The organism is Ornithinimicrobium pulveris (genome assembly GCF_050261105.1).
Classification (GTDB): domain Bacteria; phylum Actinomycetota; class Actinomycetes; order Actinomycetales; family Dermatophilaceae; genus Ornithinicoccus.
Genome location: NZ_CP189837.1, coordinates 1,208,910 through 1,230,377, shown reverse-complemented (window position 1 = coordinate 1,230,377; position 21,468 = coordinate 1,208,910). Strand labels below are relative to the sequence as shown.

Here is a 21,468-nt window from a genome sequence, read left to right as displayed (position 1 = left end):
GCCCTCAGCCCTGGGACGCGACGGCCGCAGCGATCGCCTCGGCGATGATCTCCAGGCCGGTGCTGGCCTCCTCCTGCGTGAGCACCAGCGGCGGCGACATGCGCACGACCGAGGTGCCGGCACCCAGCAGCAGCAGCCCGCGCTCGAAGGCCTCGCGCTCCACGGCCAGCATCAGCTCGGGCGTGGCGAACTCCACGCCCAGCATCAGGCCGACGCCGCGCACGTCCACGATCGCCTCGGGGTGCTGGGCCTGGATCTCGCGCAGGCCGGCGGCGATCTGCTCGCCTCGGGCGGTGGCGTTCTCCAGCAGGCCCTCCTCCTGGATGACACGGATGGTCGCCAGGCCGGCGGCGCACGGCACGGGGCTGCCGCCGTAGGTCGAGCCGTGCGTGCCAGCGGTCCACTTCTCCATCAGCGAGGCCTTGGCGATGAAGGCACCCAGCGGCAGACCGGAGGCGATGCCCTTGGCCGACAGCAGCACGTCCGGCTCGACACCGGTGTGCTCGATCGCCCACATCTTGCCGGTGCGACCCATGCCGCACTGGACCTCGTCGGCGATCAGCAGGATGCCGTGCTCGTCGCAGACCTCGCGCAGCTTGGCCAGCCACCCCTCGCCGGGCACGATGTAGCCACCCTCGCCCTGGATCGGCTCGACGAAGATCGCCGCGACCTCCTGGGGGTCGACGTCGTGGTCGAAGATCGTGTCCAGCGCCTCGAAGGTCGCCTCGTCCTGCTCACCGGCCGCGACCTTGCGCGGGTCGGCGTAGGGGATGTGGATGACGCCGGGCAGCAGCGGGCCGAACTTGGCGTGGTACTTCGGCTTGGAGCTGGTCAGGCTGACCGCGCCCATGGTGCGGCCGTGGAAGGCGCCGTAGAAGCTCATGACGTAGGGGCGGCCGGTCGCGTAGCGAGCCAGCTTCAGCGCGCCCTCGACGGCCTCGGCACCGGAGTTGGTGAGGAAGACGCGGGTCGGCTCCGACATCGGCGCGGAGTCGGCCAGCGCCTGGCACATCTGCGAGTAGATCGGCAGGAAGAAGTCGCTGGCCGAGTAGTGCAGGATGTCGGCCGCCTGCTCCTGGACGGCGGTGACGACCTCGGGGTGGCCGTGGCCGGTGGAGTTGACGGCGATGCCGGCGTTGAAGTCGAGGAAGAGGTTGCCGTCGACGTCCTCGATGGTGCTGCCGAAGCCGCGCTTGGGCGCGAACGGGTACGCGCGCGGCAGCGACGGGCTGGTCACCGCGTTGTCCCGGTCCAGCACCTCCTGGGTCTTCGGGCCGGGCAGCTCGGTGACCAGGTGGGGGACGGATCGGGCCGGGTCGTACCACTCCGGGTGGGAGGTCGCCATGTGGTGGTTGCTCGCTTTCTCTTCAGTGCGCCCGGATCATCTGCCGGGTGGGTGGGTCGGGGCCCCGCCCTAGGTGATCAGGGGTCCCGTATGTCGTGTGCTGGCAGCCGCGCGGCACCTCGCCCCAGCCGGTGGCCGGGTGTGGGCGAGGTGCCTGCGTGACCTGGAAGGGGAGAGCGTCAGCCCGAGACGACGGTCTGGGACTGCTCGCGCATGAACAGCTGGACGTAGTGCAGGCCGCCGCCGGCCTTGCCCGAGCTGCCCGAGCCCTTCCACCCGCCGAAGGGCTGGACCCCCGGCCAGGCGCCGGTGGTTGCGCCGGCGGCGCGGTTGACGTAGACGACACCGGCCTCGATGCGGTCCAGGAAGGTGTCGATCTCGTCCTCGGCGCCGAAGAAGCCGGCGGTGAGCCCGAAGACGGTGTCATTGGCCAGGTCGAGCGCCTCGTCGAGGGAGTCGACCGGGGCCACGACCGCGAACGGCACGAAGAGCTCGTCGGTGAAGAGCTTGTCGTCGCTGGGCAGGCCGCTGACCAGGGTGGGCCGCACGAAGTAGCCGGGGTAGCCGTCCTGGCCCTGCAGCACCTCACCGCCGGCGGCGATGGTGCCTCCGGCCTGCTCGGCGTGCTCGACCGCGGCGCGGTAGCGGTCCACCGCGGCCTGGTCGATGACCGGGCCGAGGAAGGCGGTGCGCTCCAGCGGGTCGGCGACCTGGAAGTTGTCCAGCGCGGCCGACAGCTTCTCGACCAGCTCGTCGTGGACGGCCGGGTCGACGTAGATCCGGGAGCAGGCCGAGCACTTCTGGCCCGAAGCACCGGCGATCGAGCGCGCGATGCCGCTGGCTGCCAGGTCCAGGTCGGCGTTGGCGGTCACGATGGTCGGGTTCTTGCCGCCCATCTCGGTGACGACCGGCTTGGGGTAGGCACCGCGGAAGGCCTGCGCGACGGCCATGCCGCCGGCGTAGGAGCCGGTGAAGGTCAGGCCGTCGATGCCGTCGTGCGCCACGATCGCCTTGCCGACCTCGTCGCCGCCGGGCAGGAACTGGACCAGCCCCGTGGGCAGCTCGGACTCCAGGTAGAGCTGGTGCAGACGCCACGCGACGTGGGTGCCCTGCACCGAGGGCTTGACCACGACGGCGTTGCCGGCGACGAGCGCGGCCGCAGCAGGGCCGGCCACGAGGGCCATCGGGAAGTTGAACGGCCCGATCACGCCCCAGACGCCGAACGGCTTGAGCACCGAGCGGGTCTTCTCCTTGTCCGATAGCGAGTCCATCGGGGCATCGAAGCCGCCGTTGTTCTCGACCTGGTCGGCGTAGTAGCGGAAGAAGACGGCCGACTCCTCGACATCGCCGAGGGCCTCGAGGCGGTTCTTGCCCACCTCGATCGTCATCAGCGCGGCCAGCTCGTTGGCCTGCTCGCTGATCGTGTCGGCGAGGTCGCGCAGGATGCGGACGCGCTCCTGCCAGGGGGTCGCGGCCCAGGCCTTGCCGGCCTGCTTCGCCTCGGCGATGGCGGTGTCGATCGCTTCGGTCGAGGCGGGGCGCACGGTGGCGACCACCACGGAGGGGTCGGCGGGGCTGTGCACCTCGATCGGCTCACTAGGGTTGGGGTCACCGGGGGCGGCGATCTCCTCGCCCAGCCACCCGCGGGCCTTCTCGATCCCCTGCTCGTAGGCGGTGTGCAGGTCCTCGTTGTCGGCGGTCAGGGTCGCGTAGGTCACCTTGTACGGCTCGGCCACGGCGCTGGTCTCCTCACAGTGGTGTCGACGGCGTGTGCTGGACGACAGTTGTCCGGTGCCCAGCCTAGATCACCGGACGATTCACGGCCAAGGGGGCGAACCGCCGAAAAATTTCCCGTATGCCGCAACTCCCGCGACGCGGGTCACCTCGCCTCGGTGGCGCCCAGCTGGTCGACCATGAAGGCGATCTCGAAGGCGGTCTCGCGCCAGGCGTCATACCGGCCGGTCTTGCCACCGTGCCCGGCGACCATCTCGGTCTTGAGCAGGATCGGCCGCTGCTGCGGGTCGTTGGTGACGGTCTCGCGCAGCCGCGCCACCCACTTGACCGGCTCGACGTAGAAGACGCGCGTGTCGTTGAGGCCGGTGGTCGCCAGGATCGCGGGGTACTCGACCTCGCGGATGTTCTCGTAGGGGGTGTAGGAGCGCATCAGCTGATAGATCTCCGCGGACTCCAGCGGGTTGCCCCACTCCTCCCACTCCCCCACGGTCAGCGGCAGCGCGGGGTTGAGGATCGTGGTCAACGCGTCCACGAAGGCCACGCCCGCGTGCACGACGCGGAACTTCTCGGGCGCCAGGTTCACCACGGCGCCCATCAGCAGCCCGCCGGCTGAGCGCCCCTCCGCCGCGAGCCGGTCTGCAGCCACCCAGCCAGAGGCGACGACCTCATCGGCAGCGGCCACGAAGTCGGTGAAGGTGTTGCGCTTGTGCTCCATCCGCCCGGACTCATACCAACCGCGACCCATCTCGCCCCCGCCGCGCACGTGGGCGATGGCGTAGACGACGCCCCGGTCCAGGTAGGACAGCCGCGACACCGAGAAGTAGGGGTCGATCGAGATCTCGTAGGAGCCGTACCCGTAGAGCAGCCCGGGGTTGCTCCCATCGGGCTGGATGTCCTTGCGGGCCACCAGCGAGATCGGAATGCGGGTGCCATCCTCGGCGGTGGCCCACAGCCGGTGCTGCTGGTAGTCGGCCGGGTCGTAGCCGCCGAGCACCGGCTGCCGCTTGAGCAGCTCCAGCTCACCGCTGACCAGGTCCAGCTCGTAGATGCTGCTCGGGGTCACCAACGACTCGATGGTGACCAGGAGGGTGTCGGTGTCGTAGGTCGGGTTGGCCCCGGTCTCGATCGAGTAGACCTCCTCCTCGACCGGCACCTGGTAGCCCTGCCCGATCGGGCGTCCGTCGGCCGACAGCGGCAGGATCTGCACCTGGGTCAGGCCGTCGCGGCGCAGCGCCAGCGCGAGGTGGCCGGAGAAGGCGTCGACGCCACTGACCCGCACCCCGTTCTCACCGGGCAGCACGGTGCGCCAGTCGGCGCGGTCGGTGGACTCCAGCGGCGCGACGGCCAGCTCGAAGTCGCGGTGCTCGGCGTTGTGCACGATCCAGAGGTAGTCGCCCGCCGGCTCCACCTCATATTCCAGACCCTCGGTGCGCGGCGCCACGACCCGGAACTCGCCGGTCGGGTCGTCGGCCGACAGCAGCCGGGTCTCGGAGGTGTTCTTGCTGCCCAGCATGATCACGACGTGGCGGTCATCGCGCGAGGTGCCGATCCCCATCCAGAAGCGCTCGTCCTCCTCGTGGTGGACGAGGACGTCGTGCTCGGCGGGGGTTCCGACCTCGTGGCGCCAGACCTCGTGCGGGCGCCAGGCGTCGTCGACGCGGGTGTAGAAGATGTGGGTCCCATCGGCCGACCAGGCGGTGCCGTAGCCGATCCCGGTGACCGAGTCGTCGATGATCTCGCCGCTCGCGAGGTCCTTGATCTTGAGGTCGAAGCGCTCGTCGCCCGAGGTGTCGACCGCGTAGGCGAGGCGGTCGCCGTGGGCAGTCACGTCATACGCACCCAGGGAGAAGAACTCCTCGCCCTGCGCCTCCTTGTTGCCATCGAGCAGCACCTCTTCGCCCTCGGGGACCGCGCCGGCGTCGAGCACGGGGCGGTCGGGTGAGTCGCCGACCGCGATCCGGGCGTGCACGGCGTACTGCTCGCCCTCGATGGTGCGGGTGTAGTGCCACCAGTCGCGGTGGCGGACCGGGACCGAGAGGTCGGTCTGCTGCACGCGCCCCTTGATCTCCTCGAAGATCCGCTCGCGCAGCCCGTCCAGGTGCGCGGTGACCGCCTCGGTATAGGCGTTCTCGGCCTCGAGGTGCGCGATCACCTCCGCGTTCGTCTTCTCGCGCAGCCACTCGTAGCTGTCGGTGACGTCCTCGCCGTGGTGGCTGCGGACGATGTCGCGGTGCTCGGCGACGGGCGGGGTCGGGCGGGTCTCGAGAGTCACCCGACCAAAACTACCTGCCCGTATGCCGTCTCATCGAGCCGCGCGCGCACCCGCACCGGTGGCGGAGGCTCAGGACTGGATCGAGGAGGCACCCAGGAGCGCCTTGAGCTCACCGAAGAGCTCAGGGCTGGCGGTCACCCGGAGGCTGTCGTCCAGGCGCATGAGCACCTTGCGGCCGGGCTGATCGAGGTTGACGTGCACCTCGGTACTGCCGGGGTGGTTGGCCAGCACGCCCTTGAGCTTGTGCGCGAGCCCGTCGGTGACCCGGCTCAGCGGCAGCTTGAGCACCACCGGCCCGCGAGGGCCCTGCTTGATGTCAGGCAGGGTGAGCTCGTTGGCGAGCAGCTCGGCACCGTCGTCGCCCTTCTTCAGCCGGCCCTTGATCACCGCGACCGTGTCCTCGGCCAGCATGGTCGAGATCGTCATGTAGGTCTTGGGCCAGAAGACGACGTCGATGCCGCCGGCCATGTCCTGGATGGTCAGGCGGGCGTACGGGTCACCGTTCTTGGTCCGCTTGAGCTGCAGGTTGGTCATCAGACCGGCGACGGTGACGAAGTCGCCGTCCTTGACCCCGTCCTCCCCGACCAGCTCCAGGATCGAGGCGCTGGCGTGCTGGGCCAGGATGTGCTCGATCCCGTTGAGCGGGTGGTCGGAGACGTAGAGGCCGAGCATCTCGCGCTCGAAGGCGAGCAGGGTGGTCTTGTCCCACTCGATGTCCGGGATCGGCGGCAGCGTGACGATCTCCATCGGCTCGGACTCGGCGTCGTCGCCGAAGCCGCTGAAGAGGCTGTCCTGGCCGATGGCCTCCTGCTTCTTCTCATCGACGAGGGCATCGACATAGCGCTCGTGGATGGCGACCAGGCCCTGCCGGGTGTGACCCAGGCTGTCGAAGGCACCGCCCTTGATCAGCGACTCGATGGTCCGCTTGTTGCAGACCACCACCGGGCACTTGCGCAGGAAGTCCTCGAAGGAGGTGAAGGCACCCTTCTCCTCACGGGTCGTGACGATGGCGTTGACCACGTTGTGGCCGACATTGCGGATCGCGGCCATCCCGAAGCGGATGTCATCGCCCACGGCGGCGAAGGTGCCGACCGACTCGTTGACGTCCGGCGGCAGCACCGAGATCCCGAGCCGCCGGCACTCTGCCAGGTAGATCGGGCGCTTGTCCTTGTCGTCACCGACGCTGGTCAGCAGCGCGGCCATGTACTCCGCCGGGTAGTTGGCCTTGAGGTAGCCGGTCCAGTAGGAGATCAGCCCGTAGGCCGCGGTGTGCGCCTTGTTGAAGGCGTAGTCGGAGAAGGGCACGAGCACGCCCCACAGCGCAGCGATCGAGGCCTCGTTGTAGCCGTTGGCCTTCATCCCGTCCGAGAAGGGGATGTACTCGGCCTCCAGCACCTCCTTCTTCTTCTTGCCCATCGCCCGCCGCAGCAGGTCGGCGTTGCCGAGCGTGTAGCCCGCCAACTTCTGGGCGATCTCCATTACCTGCTCCTGGTAGATGCAGTTGGAGAGCACCAGCCCGTGGGCGACGAAGTTGTGCACGTCGTCCACCGTGATGTCGTAGACCGGCTCCTCGGCGCCGACGGCGATCGACTCGACCCGCGTCCAGTCCATGGCGGCGAAGAAGTGGTCCTCCTGCGTCCCGATGCTGTCGAGGTATGCCGAGGAGGTCGCGTTGAGCGGGTAGAAGCCAGAGCCGTCATCAGCAGGATGGGAGGTCTTGGGCTCGGCCACCAGGCCTTCGCGCCACAGGTAGCGATGCAGGCCGGACAGGCTCGCAGGACCATCCGCCATGGCGTTCCGGGTCCTCGTGGACAGTCTCACGTCGTCCCGGAGGACGTCTCCGCCGTGCGCGAGCATGAGTCGGCGGCTCACACCGCGGCTGCGCGACGCTATGGACAGCGGCAGCCGGGCCGCCACCTTGCTCTGTGCCACCATGCGCGGGACGACCAACTGCCAGAACCGCTCGTCGTAGACGTGAACAGCCCACGCCGTCTGGGTGCCGAAGCGTACGGACTCGTAGGTGCCGCTCTGCCTCGTGGTGGAAGGGATGCCTAGGCTCCCCAGCACCTCGGCCAGGTCTGAGGCGAGCGTGGCGCTCACGGTCTTGTAGTACGCCAGTTTGCCGCCCACGTGCCCGTCGCCGTCCCACAGTGCGGCGACCAGACGCAGGCGTGCCTCGCGGTCGGCGCGCTTGACGGCCTCCGGCACGAACTTGTGTGCCGACGTCGTCTTCTTCTCGTAGCCGAGAGCACGGAGCCACCGGTTGATCCCGATCTGAGGCAGCACGCCCCGCCGCGGATTTCCACCCTTGCCGGTGCCTCGAGGTGATGCGGCGAACCTCACCCGTGGAGCTCGCCGGTCTAGGCAATCCTCGACGGGGTGTGTGTCATCGAACAGGGTCAGGCATAGGCGCGACACCTCAGCCCTGAGCTCGGCCCGCGAGCTGATGAAGGTGTTCTCGTAGATGGTGATGTAGCCGTCCGAGATGAGGTAGCCCAGCAGGGCTGCTTCATCTGCTCCCACCTGCGAGGGGAAGGACACGTCGAATGCGTCGCGTGGGCGCGCGATGCGGTCTCGTCCCACGACCAACTCACCCGCCGGCACCCACCCCCGGGGCGTGAGGACCTTGTGGTCGGCGGAGAGCCGCACCTGCTGACCGGAGGAGGTGCGCACGGTCAGCACCGGCTTGGGCGGCATCTGCCACCAGTGGGTGACCTGACGGCGGACGACCTTGCCTCGCTCGTCGACGCCGAAGGTCCAGAAGCCCCGCGTCACCCGCTCCTCGAGCTCATCGATCCGCACCCGCTCACCGGTGTCGGCGTCGATGATCGGCGTCTCACCCGCGACGCACAAACCGTAGGTCGTGCCCAGGATCGGCTCGAGCGCCGCTTCCATCTCCGGCTGCAGCTTGCCCTTGAGCTGCGGGTCGAGCGGGGTGATCTCCTGCTTGTCGTTCTTGCGCAGCGCGAAGTTCGTGTGCGCGTTCACGCCCATCGGGCCGGGGCGGTAGAGCGCGAGCGCCGCGGAGATGTCCTCGAAGTTGTCCGGCTGCATGAGGCGCAGCAGCTGGCGCATGCCGGTGCCGTCGAGCTGGAAGACGCCGAGGGTGTCACCGCGACCGAGCAGGTCGTAGGTCGCCTTGTCGGTCATGTCCTTGGACAGCGCGTCCAGGTCGATGTCCTCGTCGCGGTTGTCCTTGATGTTGCGGATCGCATCATCCAGGACGGTGAGGTTGCGCAGCCCCAGGAAGTCCATCTTGACCAGCCCGAGCGCCTCACAGCTGGGGTAGTCGAACTGGGTGATGATCTGGCCGTCCTGCTCGCGGCGCATGATCGGGATGACGTCGAGCAGCGGCTCGCTGGACATGATGACGCCGGCGGCGTGCACACCCCATTGCCGCTTCAGCCCCTCCAGCCCGCGCGCGGTCTCGAAGACCTCGGCCGCGTGCACGTCCTCGGCCAGCACCTCGCGGAACTCGGCGGCCTCGTTGTACCGCTTGTCCTCGGGGTCGTGGATGCCGGACAGGGACATCCCCTTGCCCATCACGTCTGGCGGCATGGCCTTGGTGAGCTTCTCCCCCATCGCGAAGGGGTACCCCATCACCCGCGAGGCGTCCTTGAGCGCCTGCTTGGCCTTGATCGTGCCGTAGGTGACGATCATCGCGACCCGGTCATCGCCATACTTCTCGGTGACATAACGGATCACCTCGGGGCGCCGGCGGTCATCGAAGTCGACGTCGAAGTCGGGCATCGACTTGCGCTCGGGGTTGAGGAAGCGCTCGAAGATCAAGCCGTGCGGGATGGGGTCGAGGTCGGTGATCCCCATCGCGTAGGCGCACATCGACCCGGCACCCGAGCCACGCCCCGGCCCCACCCGGATGCCTTGCTCCTTGGCCCAGTTGATGAAGTCGGCGACGACGAGGAAGTAGCTCGCGTAGCCCTTGCCGACGATGACCTCGGTCTCGTAGGTGGCCTGCTTGCGCGCGTAGTCCGGAACGCCCTCGGGGTAGCGCTTGTGCAGCCCCGCCTCGACCTCCTTGATGAACCAGCTGACATCGTCCTCACCCTCGGGCACCGGGAATTTGGGCATGTAGCGCCCTTCGCCCTCGGTGAAGGAGATGTCGCACCGCTCGGCCACGACCAAGGTGTTGTCGCAGGCCTCGGGGAGCTCACGCCATACCTCCCGCATCTCGGCCGCGGTCTTGATGTAGTAGCCGTCCCCGTCGAACTTGAACCGCTTGGGATCGCTGAGCTGGGCGCCGGTCGAGACGCACAGCAGTGCCCCGTGCGCGCCGGCGTCCTCACGCTTGGTGTAGTGCAGGTCGTTGGTCGCCAGGAGCGGCAGCGACAGTTCCTTGGCCAGCTTGAGCAGGTCCTGGCGCACGACCCGCTCGATGTCGATGCCGTGGTCCATCAGCTCGAGGTAGTAGTTCTCCGCCCCGAGGATGTCCCTCATGTCCGAGGCGTAGGCGACGGCCTGGTCCCACTGCCCCATCCGCAGCCGGGTCTGGATCTCCCCCGACGGGCACCCGGTCGTGGCGATCAGGCCCTGCCCGTAGGTCTCGAACAGCTCGCGGTCCATGCGCGGCTTGAAGTAGTAGCCCTCCAGCGAGGCGAGGCTGGCCATCCGGAAGAGGTTGTGCATGCCGTTGTTGTTGCGCGCCAGCAGCGTCATGTGGGTGTAGGCACCCGAGCCGGCGACATCGTCCCGGCCGCCGTCGCCATACTTCACCCGCGTCTTGTCGGTCCGGTGCGTGCCGGGGGTGACATAGGCCTCGAGCCCGATGATCGGCTTGACGTTGTACTTCTGCGAGGTCTTCCAGAACTCATACGCCCCGAAGATGAACCCGTGGTCGGTCGTCGCGATCGCCGGCATCCCCTGCTCTTCGGCGATCTGGAACATCTCATCGATGCGCGCCGCACCATCGAGCATGGAGTACTCGGTGTGGTTGTGCAGGTGCACAAAGTTCTGGTCGGGGCTGACTGTGGGAGACATCGCCCCTGATCCTAGATCGCCCCACCGACACACCCCGACGCCCGTATGCCGCGACCCACCGGCGGCGGTCGCGCTCAGCCGCGGATGCGGTCCAGGGCGACCTCGAGGTCGTCGGGATAGGGCGAGGTGAACTCCACATACTCCCCGCTGCCGGGGTGCTCGAAGCCCAGGTGGACGGCGTGCAGCCACTGCCGCTCCAGCCCCAGCCGCTTGGCCAGGGTGGGGTCGGCGCCATACGTGATGTCACCGCAGCAGGGGTGGTGCAGGGCGGAGAAGTGGACGCGGATCTGGTGGGTGCGGCCGGTCTCCAGGTGGATCTGGAGCAGGCTGGCCGAGCGGTGCGCCTCGAGGAGCTCGTAGTGGGTGATGCTCTGGCGCCCGTCGCGGCGGACCGCGAACCGGTAGTCGTGGCCGGTGTGCCGACCGATCGGCGCATCGATCGTGCCCTCGTGCGGGTCGGGCAGACCCTGGACGAGCGCGTGGTACGTCTTGTCGACCACGCGGTCGCGGAAGGCCTGCTTGAGCACGGTGTAGGCCCGCTCCGACTTGGCGACGACCATCAGCCCGCTGGTGCCGACGTCCAGGCGCTGCACGATCCCCTGCCGCTCGGGGGCGCCGGAGGTGGAGATCCGATAACCCGCAGCGGCGAGACCGCCGACCACTGTCGGGCCGGACCAGCCGACGCTGGGGTGGGCGGCGACGAAGGCCGGCTTGTCGACGACGACCATCTCGGTGTCGTCGTGCACGATCCGCATGCCTTCGACCGGCTCGGCGACGACCTCCAGGTCAGGGTGGGTCTCCGGCGCCGCGGGCGGGAGCTCGACGTCCAGCCAGCTCCCGGCGAGGACGCGGTCGGACTTGCCGACGACCTTGCCATCCATCTGGACCGCGCCGTTCTGCGCCAGGTCGGCAGCCTTGGAGCGGGACAGGCCGAGCAGCCGGGCCAGGGCCGCATCGACGCGCTCCCCCTCCAGGCCCTCGGGGACGTTGAAGACCCGCGACTGGCTCATCGGGTCTCCTCGTCGCGATCGCCCTCGCGGGTGCCGTCCAGGTGGATGCCCCGGATGGCGAGCAGCGCGATCAGGCAGGCGGCGGTGGTGACGCCGATGTCGGCGACATTGAAGATCGGGAAGTTCGGCAGCCGCAGGAAGTCGACGACGTGCCCCAGGCCAGGGGCGGGATCACGGAAGTAGCGGTCGACGAGGTTGCCGAGCGCGCCACCGAGGAGCAGGCCGAGGGCGATGGCCCAGGGCAGACTGCGCACCTTGCGGATCTGCCAGATGATGACGATCGAGATCAGGGTGGCCAGGGCGGTGAGCACCCCGGTCATCGAGGTGCCCATCGAGAAGGCCGCGCCGGAGTTGTAGGTCAGGTGGAAGCGCAGCAGGTCACCGATCACCGGGACCGGGTTGCCGAGGGTGAGCGAGCGTTCGGCCCACAGCTTGGTGAGCTGATCAACGATCAACCAGGCACCGGCCAGGCCAAAGGCCAGGACGGTGCGTCGAGGGTGCTCCCGTGCGGGGGCTGGGCTCAGCGGCGTTCCTGCTTCTGCTTGCATGTCATGCATAGGGTCGCACGAGGGAAGGCCTGCAACCGCATCTTGCCGATCGGCTGGCCGCAGGATTCGCACTCGCCATAGCTGCCCTCGTCGATCCGGGCCAGTGCCCGCGAGGTCTGCTCCAGCAGGTCCTTGGCGTTGTTGGCGAGCGAGAGCTCGTGCTCGCGCTCCCAGGTGGCGGCGCCAGCGTCGGCCTGGTCGTCACCGGCACCATCGCCATAGCTGCGGGCGAGCTCGACCAGGTCCTGCTCGGAGGCGTCGACCTCCTCCTGCAGGCGGGTCTGCTCGGACTCCAGCTCGGCGCGCACCTCGGCCAGTTCCTCGGCCGTCCACGGGTCCTCACCGGCACCCACGCCGAGGCCTTCGTGCGCCGACGTGACGTCCTTCTTGGTCCTGGCCACGGGACTCCCCTTCTGCTTCTGAGTTGGCCCGCGCAGGTCGTGGACCGACGCGGGCTGGTGCGGGAAGGATAGAGCAGGGCAGACACGGTGACAACGCAGGGTGACGCGGACTCCTACGGCGTGTCGTCACAACGCGATGCCCCGGCCGATTCGGCCGGGGCATCGCGATGGTCGTGTGGTGGCGATCAGCCCTGGTGCTCGCCGTCCTGCGGCTGCTCGTCGCGGCCGTCGATGCGGGAGAGCTGGTCGCTGAGGAAGCCGCGCAGCTTGTCGCGCAGGTCGGTCTCCTGGCTCTGCAGCGCACTGATCCGCCCGGTCATCTCCTCCTGGCGCTGACCCAGGTCGGCCAGCACGCTGCTGCGGCGCTGCTCGGCGTCCGCGATCATCTTGTCGCGGTTGCCCTGCGCCTCGGAGAGCATCGAGTCGTGGGTCTGCTGGCCGGTGCCGACGAGCTCGTCGTGCTTGGCCTGGCCCTCGGTGATGAGCTCCTCGCGGCGGGTCTGGCCCTCGTGCACGAGACGGTCGTGCGTCTCCTGGCCGGTCTGCACCAACTCGTCGTGCCGGGTCTGGCCCTCGTGGATGAGGCGGTCGTGCGTCTCCTGGCCGGTCTGCACGAGCTCCTTGGCCTGGCTGTCGGCCTCGGCGACGGTGGTCGACCGGTAGTCGTCGGCCTCCTGCAGCATCTTGGCCTTGGTGCTCTCGCCCTCGGCCACGTGCTGATCGTGCAGCTTCTGGGCCAGCGAGATGATGGCGCTGGACTCGGTGGCCTGCGGAGCTCCGGCGTCGCCGGAGACGGCAGCGACCGGCTGGGCCTGCCCGGCGGACTCGGCAGCCTCCCGGGCCTCGGCTGCGTCGGCCTCGGCCTGCGCAGCGCGCTGTTCGGCGTCGGCGAGCCGCTCCTGCAGCCCGCGCACCTCATCTTCGGCAGCACCGAGGCGACCACGCAGGTCGGACAGCTCGGACTCGGCGGCGCCGCTGGCCTGCGCGGACTCGGCCTCGCGGCCCTCGCTGGCGGCCTGCAGCTCCTCGTTGCGGCGGTCGGCGTCCTCAGCGGCACGGCGCGACTCCTCGCGGGCCTGCTCGGACTCCGCCAGCTGACGACGCAGCTCCTCGACCTCAGCGTTGGCGGCGGCGAGACGCTCGTCGGCGTCGCTGTCGCCAGCAGACTCCGCGGCACCCTCCTCGCCCTCGGCAGCCTGGGCGCCCTTCTCGCGCTCGGCCTCAAGCTCGGCGCGCACCTGGGCGAGCTCGGCCTCGAGCTCCTGCTGACGGGTGTCGTCCTGCAGCGGGATCGGCTGGCCGTCCTGGCCACCGACCGGCGCGAACGAGGTCGTCGCGTCGTCGGAGCGCTCGGAATCCCCCAGCCCGCGGCTGGCGCGGCAGTCGTCGAGGTCGGAGCGCAACCCATCATTCTCCGCGATCAGGCGGCGGAGCTCGACCACGACCTCGTCCAGGAAGTCGTCAACCTGCGTCTCGTCATACCCACGACGCAGGTGGGTCGCACTGAAACTCTTCTTGATGACGTCCTCGGGGGACAGCGCCATGTTTCACCTCGGGTCAGGAAGTCACCGGCGCCCACGCCGTTCACGGATGGCAGGGCCGATGACGTGCGGTCATGCACGTGCAGGCGACACTCTAACCCAGAGTGAGCACACCGGTCACGGCCACCTCAGGTCTCCCCGACGACCCTCCGACGACGCTCCGGCCACGCTTCGATCAGGCCTCGACCCGACTCCAGCGTCCGCCGCGCCCCACTCAGAACGGGAGCTGGAGGACCATCCGGCGGGCGATGCTGACCGCCAGGATCAGCACGAGGAAGCCCAGATCGAGAGCCACTCCCCCGAGCCGCAGCGGCGGGATCACCCGTCGCAGGGCCTTGATCGGCGGGTCGGTCAACTCGTAGATGCCGTTGGCGAGCACGAGGATCGGACCCTTGGGACGCCAGTCCTGGGCGAAGAGCTGCACCCAGTCGAAGATCAGCCGCCCGATGAGGACGAAGAAATAGAGCGTCAGGATCAGGTGGAGAAGCTGGCTGATCATGACGTCGAGATTACGTCAGCGATCAGCTCTGGTTGAACGGCGCCTGTGCCTTGGGGGCCTCACGGTCGGCGCCGTCGACCTCGATGTGCTCGGGGCTGAGCAGGAAGACCTTGCTGGTGACGCGCTCGATCGACCCGTGCAGACCGAAGGCCAGGCCGGCTGCGAAGTCCACCAGACGCTTGGCGTCGGCGTCGTCCATGTCGGTGAGGTTCATGATGACCGGGATCCCGCCGCGGAAGGCCTCACCGATGTTCTTGGCCTCGTTGTAGGTGCGGGGGTGGATCGTGGTGATGCGGTTGAGCTCGCTCATCCTGGGCTCCCTGACAACCTGGGACACGGGGGTCCGGCGAGGCAGCACCGCGACCTCAGCCTCGTGGTCGCCCTCGTCCTCACGCTCGTCGCGCAGGTTACGGACCTGCGTCTCGCGGCGCGGCTCCTCGTCGGTGTAGGCGTCGTAGTCGTCGTACCGCTCATCGGACTCGGCGAGTCCGAGGTACTCCATGGTCTTGCGCAGTGCCCCGGCCATGTCAGCGAGCTCCTTGTGCGTGACGGGCGTCTACCCGTGGGCGATCTTCGGTCGCTCCCGACGCTACCGTCCGGTGGGTCGCGATCCGAGGATTGCGCTCCCGACACGCAGGTGTGTCGCACCGGCGGCGATCGCGAGCTCGAGATCGCCGCTCATCCCGGCGGACAACCAGGTGGCGTCCGGGTGGGTATGCCGCAGCTCCTCGCCGAGGGTCGCCAACCGGTCGAAGGCGGCCCGTATGCCGTTGCCGTCCAGGTCTCGGGGCGCGACCGCCATCAGGCCCTGCAGGTGAAGATGCTCGCTGCCAGCGACTCGGTCGGCGAGCTCGGAGAGGTCCTCGGGCAGCGCTCCCCCGCGGCCGCGGTCCTCGCCCTCGCCGAGGCCGACCTGGAGCGTCACGGCCAGCGGGTTCTCCCGCAGACCGGACTCCATCGCCGTCGCCACACCCTTGTCCAGCGCGCTCACCAGGCGGCCCCGGTCGACCGACTGGACGCAATCGGCATACCGGGTCACGCGGTTGGCCTTGTTGGTCTGCAACTGGCCGACGAAATGGACGCTCAACGCCGACCGGACGGCGTCCGCCAGCTCGCCCACCTTGGGCAGCGCCTCCTGGTCCTTGCTCTCGCCGATGTCGCTCACGCCCAGCTCGCGCAGGAGCTCGACGTCCGAGGCGGGGAAGAACTTGGTGATCACGATAAGGGTGACCTCATCCGGTGAGCGCCCTGCTTCGGCGCACGCCGCGTCGATCCGCGCGCGGACCGTGACCAGTGCAGTGCGCAGCTCCTCACGTCGTTCCATCTCAGGCCGCCCTTTCCGGAGCGAGGAGGCGAACAACGCCGGCGAACCGCCCGGTGCTGCCCTCCCCGCGGTAGGAGTACAGGTCCCGGTGCTCACGGCTGCAGCCGGGCAGCCAGCGCAGCGCGACCCCGGCCCGCGCCAGCTGTGAGACGACCCCGGACGCGACGTCGATCGCGGGCGTCCCCTGCCAGGTCACCGCCGCACTGGCCGGCTCCACCGCCGCCGCCGCTGCGCGCATCTCCTCCGGCACCTCGTAGCAGCGCCCACAGACCGACGGTCCGACGATCGCTTCCAGGTCGCGCGCGCCGAGCTCGGCCAGCCGATCCAGTGTCGCTGGCACCACGCCGGCCACCATCCCCGGTCGGCCGGCGTGCACCGCGGCCACCAGACCCTCCCGCCGATCGACGAGCAGCACCGGCACGCAGTCGGCGACCATGACGACCAGGGCCTCGTCCGGCGATCCGGAGATCAGCCCGTCGACCGACGGCGCCACCTCTGAGTCCACCCGCTGGGGCAGGTCCACGACGTGGCTGTCGGCACGCCTCGAGCTCGTCGCCGGGGTGGTCGCCACCTCGGCGCCGTGCTGCTGATCCATGAACCGCAGGTCGGGCAACCGCAGGCCCAGCTCGTGCGCGAGCCGGTGCCGGTTGGTCATCACTGCCTCGTCGTTGTCGCCGACGTGGCGCCCGAGATTCAGCGACGCATACGCGCCTTCGCTGGATCCGCCCTGCCGATCGGTGATACCCCATACAACCCCGTACGCGTTGCCGCTCGGCTCGATCCGCTCCTGCCAGTAGAACATCGGGCCTCCCCCTAACTCTGGCGCGCGGTCAGCACGATCGGGTCGCCCTCGGTCACCGCGATGGTGTGCTCGCTGTGCGCGCCGCGCCGACCGTTCTGCGAGCGCAGCGTCCACCCGTCCTCGTCGACGTCCAGCTTGGCGGTGCCCAGCATCAGCCACGGCTCGATCGCGATGACCAGCCCGGGCCGCAGCCGCATCCCCTTGCCCGGCCGGCCGTCGTTGAGCACGTGCGGATCGCCATGCATCTCCCGCCCGACCCCGTGTCCCCCGAACTCGAGGTTGACCCGGTGACCATCGCGGCGGCATACCTGACCGATCGCGTGCGAGATGTCGCCGAGCCGGGCGTCCGCCCGGGCGGCGGCGATGCCGGCGGCGAGCGCCTTCTCGGTGGTGGCGATCAACGCCAGGTCCTCCTCGCGCGGGGTCCCGACGACGAAGGAGACGGCAGAGTCAGCCACCCAGCCATCGACGGAGACCGCGAAGTCCAGGCTGACCAGGTCACCGTCGCGCAGCGCGTAGTCGTGCGGCAGTCCGTGCAGCACCGCGTCGTTGATCGAGGTGCAGATCACCTTGCCGAACGGTCCCCGCCCAAAGCTCGGCGCGTAGTCCACGTAGCAGGAGGTCGCCCCACGCTCGGCGATCATCCGCCGCGCCTCGGCGTCGATGTCGAGCAGGTTGGTGCCCACCTCGGTCCACTCGCGCAGCTGGTGCAGGACGCCGGCGACGAACTCGCCCGCCGGGCGCATCTGCTCGATCTCGGTGGGGGTGCGCAGCTCGATCACGGGACCACTGTAGGCGGCGAGGCCCCGACCGTGATCCACGGTCGGGGCCTCGTCACTGCTCTGCGAAGCGACTCACTTGAGGAAGTCGGGCACGTCCAGATCGTCGCCGTCGTCCTCGAAGGTCACCTGGCGGGGAGGCTGCTGCGCCGGACGCTGCTGGGCCGGCTGGCCCTGCTGCGGCTGCTGGGGCTGGCCCTGCCCAGGCTGCCCCTGCGGCTGTCCCTGCTGGCCGCCACCCTGCTGACCCGGCTGGCCCTGCCCCACGTGGCCTTGGCCCTGCTGACCCTGGCCCTGCTGCGGAGCGGACTCGTGCGGGCGCTGCCCACCCTGGGTCGGACGCTGCTGCTGGGGCTGCTGCTGACGGCCACCACCACCGGGCTGGACCTGGCCGAGCGCACGCTCGTCGGTGCGGGTCTGCGGGGCACCACCGTCAAAGCCCGCGGCGATAACAGTGACGCGCACCTCGTCGCCCAGGGAGTCGTCGATGACGGCACCGAAGATGATGTTGGCCTCGGGGTGTGCGGCCTCCTGCACCAGGCGGGCGGCCTCGTTGATCTCGAACAGACCGAGGTCCGAGCCACCCTGGACCGAGAGCAGCACGCCGTGCGCACCCTCGATGCTGGCCTCCAGCAGCGGGCTGGAGATCGCGAGCTCGGCGGCCTGCACGGCACGGTCCTCGCCGCGGGCCGAGCCGATCCCCATCAACGCCGATCCGGCGCCCTGCATGACCGACTTCACGTCGGCGAAGTCCAGGTTGATCAGGCCCGGGGTGGTGATCAGGTCGGTGATGCCCTGGACACCGGACAGCAGCACCTGGTCGGCCGAGCGGAAGGCGTCCAGCATCGAGACCGAGCGGTCGGAGATCGACAGCAGCCGGTCGTTCGGGATGACGATGAGGGTGTCGACCTCGTCGCGCAGCGCGCTGATGCCGGACTCGGCCTGGTTCGCGCGGCGGCGGCCCTCGAAGGTGAACGGGCGGGTGACCACACCGATGGTCAGCGCGCCGAGCGACTTGGCGATCTTGGCCACGACCGGCGCCCCACCGGTGCCGGTGCCACCACCCTCACCGGCGGTGACGAAGACCATGTCAGCGCCGCGCAGGGCCTCCTCGATCTCCTCGTGGTGGTCCTCGGCGGCACGCCGGCCGACCTCCGGGTCGGCGCCGGCGCCCAGGCCGCGGGTCAACTCACGGCCGACGTCGAGCTTGACGTCGGCATCGCTCATCAGCAGCGCCTGGGCGTCGGTGTTGATCGCGATGAACTCAACACCCTTGAGGCCGACCTCGATCATCCGGTTGATGGCATTGACGCCACCCCCGCCGATACCGACGACCTTGATGACGGCCAGATAGTTCTGCGCAGCGGACACGATGCACCTTTCGAGATGTGAACGACAGTGAAGCTTGAAGCAGGTGTGCAAGCCCGGGAGCTTGGTTGTGCAAAGTAGGTGGGTGGTGCTGCCCGCGAGCATACGAGAAGTCCCCCGCGGATCCCTCAGCCGTGAACCTCGACTTCAGGTCGAGGGTCAATGCTCAAGGTCAGGTCCATCTCAGGCGGCCACGACCGCCGCACAGCGCCGCACGGCGCCGCTCAAGGCCACTCAGGACCACGACCTCACCATCCCGCCCCCAGCCGCCGGCGTGTCTTGCACTGTTCCATTGTGGTGTTGCGTGTCGCGTGCCGGGGCGCAGTTTCTGCACAGCCGGATCTGCACATCAGGGTGTCTTCTGCTGCTGGTGGTGCCCTGCTGGTGATGCGCTGCCGGGTGGTGCCCTGCTGGTGATGCGCTGCCGGGTGGTGCCCTGCCGGGTGGTGCCCTGCTGACGGTGCCCTGCTGGTGGTGCCCTGCCAGGTGGTGTCAGCGCTCAGTTCTGGCTGGCCTCGGGCAGCCCGGTCACCACCGGCGTCTCCGGGATGGAGACGTCGATCGTCTGCGGGATGCCGCCCTGCGGATCGATGCTGTCCTGCCCGACCAGGGCCTTCACCACGGCCCACTTGCGCTCTGCCTCGACCGGCGCGCCCCAGACGATGGTCAGTTGATCGACCTTCATCGAGACCGCTCCGTCACTGGCCAGCCTCGGCGTGCCAAGGCGGCCTTCCAGCTCCGCCGGGTCCGGCCGCAGTCGCCACAGCTCAACCAGGCCGCGCACCGTCTCCTCCGACATCTCGGTCGGCGGCTCGGGCACCCGCACCGAGGGCAGTTTGCGCGAGGGCTCGGAAACCTCGTCGAAGACCACACCGTTGGTGTCCGCGAGCCAGGTGGCGTCCTTCTGCCGCAGCACGAGGGCGGCCTTGCGGGGGTGCGCATCCAGGGTGATCCCCGAGGGCCAGTCCCGGATCACCTCGACCGAGGCGATCCGCGGGTCCTCGAGTACCCGCGCCTCGACATTGGCCTGGGAGACCCGCGCCAGCGGGCGGCCGTGAGGGATCTGGGCGTGCGCCTCCACCGAGTCGGCCAGCTCGCCCTCGACCCCGGTCACGGACAGGTCCCGCACCACGAAGGCGGCGGAGTAGAAGAAGAGGAAGACCAGACCTGCGACCAGCACGCCGACCAACCCGCCGAGCCAGGCCAACCGCCGCAGCATCGGCCGACCATGCGTCGAAGGAGCCTTGGCCTTGGCGGAGTCCTTGGCCCAGGCGTCGCGCTTGCTCCGCTTCCACCGGCTCATCGCGCCTCCTCCCGCTGCTGCAGCAGGTCCAGCAGGCGCGGGCCGATCTTGGTCACATCGCCCGCCCCGACCGTCACGACGAGGTCGCCGGGGCGGACCAGCGCCGCGAGCTGCTCGGGAGCGCTGGCCAGGTCCTCGGCCAGGTAGACCTCGGGGCCGACTCCGTTCGCGGGGTCGGCCTTTCGCGGTGAGGCGCCCGCTCCCCGCAGGGCGCCCGCGTCCGGCTCGCCGGCATCGCCGGGATTCCCCGACCCGATCAGGTCGGCGATCAGCCGGGAGGAGACCTCGGGGAACTGGTCCTGGGTCTCGCGAGCGCCATACACGGGCAGCAGGAGCAGCACGTCCGCGGCGGCGAGCCCGGCAGCAAAACCGGGGGCGAAGTCGCGCGTCCGGGAGAACAGGTGCGGCTGGAAGGCGACGATCACGCGCCGCCCCTCGGCCGCCGAGCGGGCCGCCTGCACCACCGCCGCGACCTTGGGCGCGTTGTGGGCATAGTCGTCGACGACCTCGACCCCGCCGGCACTGCCGACCAGCTCGAAGCGCCGGTGCGCGCCGGGGAACTCCACGAGACCGGCGAGCAGGCCCTCCGGCTCCAGCTCCAGCCCGGCCACGCCGACGAGCAGCGCAGCGACGGCATTGTGCACATTGTGGGTGCCCGGCACCGGCACGCTCAGCCGCAGCCGAGTCCCTTCGCTCACCGGTCCCAGCGCACGGGTGAAGATCACCTCGGCGCTCGCGCCCATCCCCTCTGAGCGCAGGTCGGTGAGCAGGACGTCCGCGACCTCGGTCCCCCACGTCACCACCCGCACGCCCAGGTCCCGCGCGCGCTCGGCGAGCCGCGCCGCCCCCGGGTCGTCGGCGTTGGTCACCAGCAGCCCGCCGGGGCGGATGGTGGCGGCGAAGTCGGCATACGCGCGCTCGACCGTGTCCGCGTCGCCGTAGAAGTCCAGGTGGTCGGGCTGCACGTTGGTCACGACCGCGACCCGCGGGCGATAGACCAGGAAACTGCCGTCGCTCTCGTCCGCCTCCACCACGACCGGGCTGCCCGGGGCGCCAGGGGTGGCGTTGGTCGCCATCCCGGCCAGCGGGGCGCCGATCACGAATCCGGGGTCGACGCCAGCCGCGCGCAGGGCGTGGGCGGTCATCGCGCTGGTCGTGGTCTTGCCGTTGGCGCCGGCGATCGCGACCGCGTCGCGACCGGGCAGCATCGCGGCGATCCCCTGGGAACGGTGCAGCACGCGCAGCCCGGCCTCGCGCGCCGCGGCCAGCTCGGGGTTGGTCTCCGGGATCGCGCTGGAGATCACCACGGTGTCGGCGCCGCGCACGTGCTCGGCGTCGTGCCCGACGAAGACCCGCGCGCCAGCCCCCTCAACCTCGCGCAGGGTGGCGCTGTCGTCCCGGTCCGAGCCGGACACGCTGACGCCGGCGTCCAGGAACATCCGCGCCACCCCGGACATCCCGGAGCCACCGATCGCGATCAGGTGCACCGCACCCAACTCACCCACGGGCGGCACCTCCTGGGTGAAGTCGAAACGTGGATTCACCCC

16 protein-coding genes are annotated in these 21,468 nt (G+C 69.7%); all 16 read right to left on the bottom strand.

Translation table 11 applies throughout. The features are described 5' to 3' along the window. Positions 1–4 precede the first annotated feature (4 nt). Entirely contained in the window at positions 5–1,345 is a 1,341-nt protein-coding gene (locus ACQBAT_RS05645; RefSeq protein ID WP_420746125.1) for an aminotransferase class III-fold pyridoxal phosphate-dependent enzyme, read from the bottom strand. 179 nt (positions 1,346–1,524) lie between these two features. After that, the gene (locus ACQBAT_RS05640; RefSeq protein WP_420746126.1) at positions 1,525–3,081 is read right to left on the bottom strand and encodes an aldehyde dehydrogenase family protein; all 1,557 of its coding nucleotides are present in this window, start codon (positions 3,079–3,081) and stop codon (positions 1,525–1,527) included. Positions 3,082–3,224: 143 nt separating this feature from the next. Next, positions 3,225–5,351 carry a S9 family peptidase gene (locus ACQBAT_RS05635; RefSeq protein ID WP_420746127.1) on the bottom strand — a complete coding sequence of 709 codons (2,127 nt, stop codon included), beginning with the start codon at positions 5,349–5,351 and terminating at the stop codon, positions 3,225–3,227. A 69-nt stretch (positions 5,352–5,420) separates the two neighbouring features. Continuing rightward, entirely contained in the window at positions 5,421–10,346 is a 4,926-nt protein-coding gene (gene dnaE, locus ACQBAT_RS05630; protein ID WP_420746128.1) for a DNA polymerase III subunit alpha, read from the bottom strand. Between the two features lie 74 nt (positions 10,347–10,420). Beyond that, the gene (locus ACQBAT_RS05625) at positions 10,421–11,356 is read right to left on the bottom strand and encodes an RluA family pseudouridine synthase (protein WP_420746129.1); all 936 of its coding nucleotides are present in this window, start codon (positions 11,354–11,356) and stop codon (positions 10,421–10,423) included. After that, on the bottom strand, positions 11,353–11,904 hold the full coding sequence (gene lspA / locus ACQBAT_RS05620; RefSeq protein WP_420746130.1) for a signal peptidase II: 552 nt from the start codon (positions 11,902–11,904) through the stop codon (positions 11,353–11,355). Before lspA ends, ACQBAT_RS05625 begins: the two co-directional genes overlap by 4 nt. Further along, complete coding sequence (locus ACQBAT_RS05615; protein WP_420746131.1) at positions 11,877–12,305, bottom strand: TraR/DksA family transcriptional regulator; 429 nt, start codon at positions 12,303–12,305, stop codon at positions 11,877–11,879. The genes lspA and ACQBAT_RS05615 overlap by 28 nt, the downstream gene beginning before the upstream one ends. 185 nt (positions 12,306–12,490) lie before the next feature. Further along, the gene (locus tag ACQBAT_RS05610; RefSeq protein WP_420746132.1) at positions 12,491–13,849 is read right to left on the bottom strand and encodes a DivIVA domain-containing protein; all 1,359 of its coding nucleotides are present in this window, start codon (positions 13,847–13,849) and stop codon (positions 12,491–12,493) included. Between the two features lie 211 nt (positions 13,850–14,060). Further along, positions 14,061–14,345, bottom strand: coding sequence for a YggT family protein (locus tag ACQBAT_RS05605; RefSeq protein ID WP_420746133.1), 285 nt, complete (start codon positions 14,343–14,345; stop codon positions 14,061–14,063). A 22-nt stretch (positions 14,346–14,367) separates the two neighbouring features. Then, a complete protein-coding gene (locus tag ACQBAT_RS05600) occupies positions 14,368–14,871 on the bottom strand; it encodes a cell division protein SepF (protein ID WP_420746134.1) in 504 nt (167 codons plus the stop codon). A gap of 63 nt (positions 14,872–14,934) precedes the next feature. After that, a complete protein-coding gene (locus ACQBAT_RS05595; RefSeq protein ID WP_420746135.1) occupies positions 14,935–15,669 on the bottom strand; it encodes a YggS family pyridoxal phosphate-dependent enzyme in 735 nt (244 codons plus the stop codon). A gap of 1 nt (position 15,670) precedes the next feature. Beyond that, the gene (locus ACQBAT_RS05590) at positions 15,671–16,471 is read right to left on the bottom strand and encodes a polyphenol oxidase family protein (RefSeq protein WP_420746136.1); all 801 of its coding nucleotides are present in this window, start codon (positions 16,469–16,471) and stop codon (positions 15,671–15,673) included. A gap of 11 nt (positions 16,472–16,482) precedes the next feature. Then, the gene (map, locus tag ACQBAT_RS05585) at positions 16,483–17,253 is read right to left on the bottom strand and encodes a type I methionyl aminopeptidase (RefSeq protein ID WP_420746137.1); all 771 of its coding nucleotides are present in this window, start codon (positions 17,251–17,253) and stop codon (positions 16,483–16,485) included. A 72-nt stretch (positions 17,254–17,325) separates the two neighbouring features. Beyond that, entirely contained in the window at positions 17,326–18,621 is a 1,296-nt protein-coding gene (ftsZ, locus tag ACQBAT_RS05580) for a cell division protein FtsZ (RefSeq protein WP_420746138.1), read from the bottom strand. A 496-nt stretch (positions 18,622–19,117) separates the two neighbouring features. Continuing rightward, positions 19,118–19,921, bottom strand: a complete 804-nt coding sequence (locus ACQBAT_RS05575) for a cell division protein FtsQ/DivIB (protein WP_420746139.1) — start codon at positions 19,919–19,921, stop codon at positions 19,118–19,120. Beyond that, positions 19,918–21,465: a UDP-N-acetylmuramate--L-alanine ligase gene (gene murC, locus ACQBAT_RS05570; protein WP_420746140.1), complete on the bottom strand. Its 1,548-nt coding sequence runs from the start codon at positions 21,463–21,465 to the stop codon at positions 19,918–19,920. Before murC ends, ACQBAT_RS05575 begins: the two co-directional genes overlap by 4 nt. Positions 21,466–21,468 lie beyond the last annotated feature (3 nt).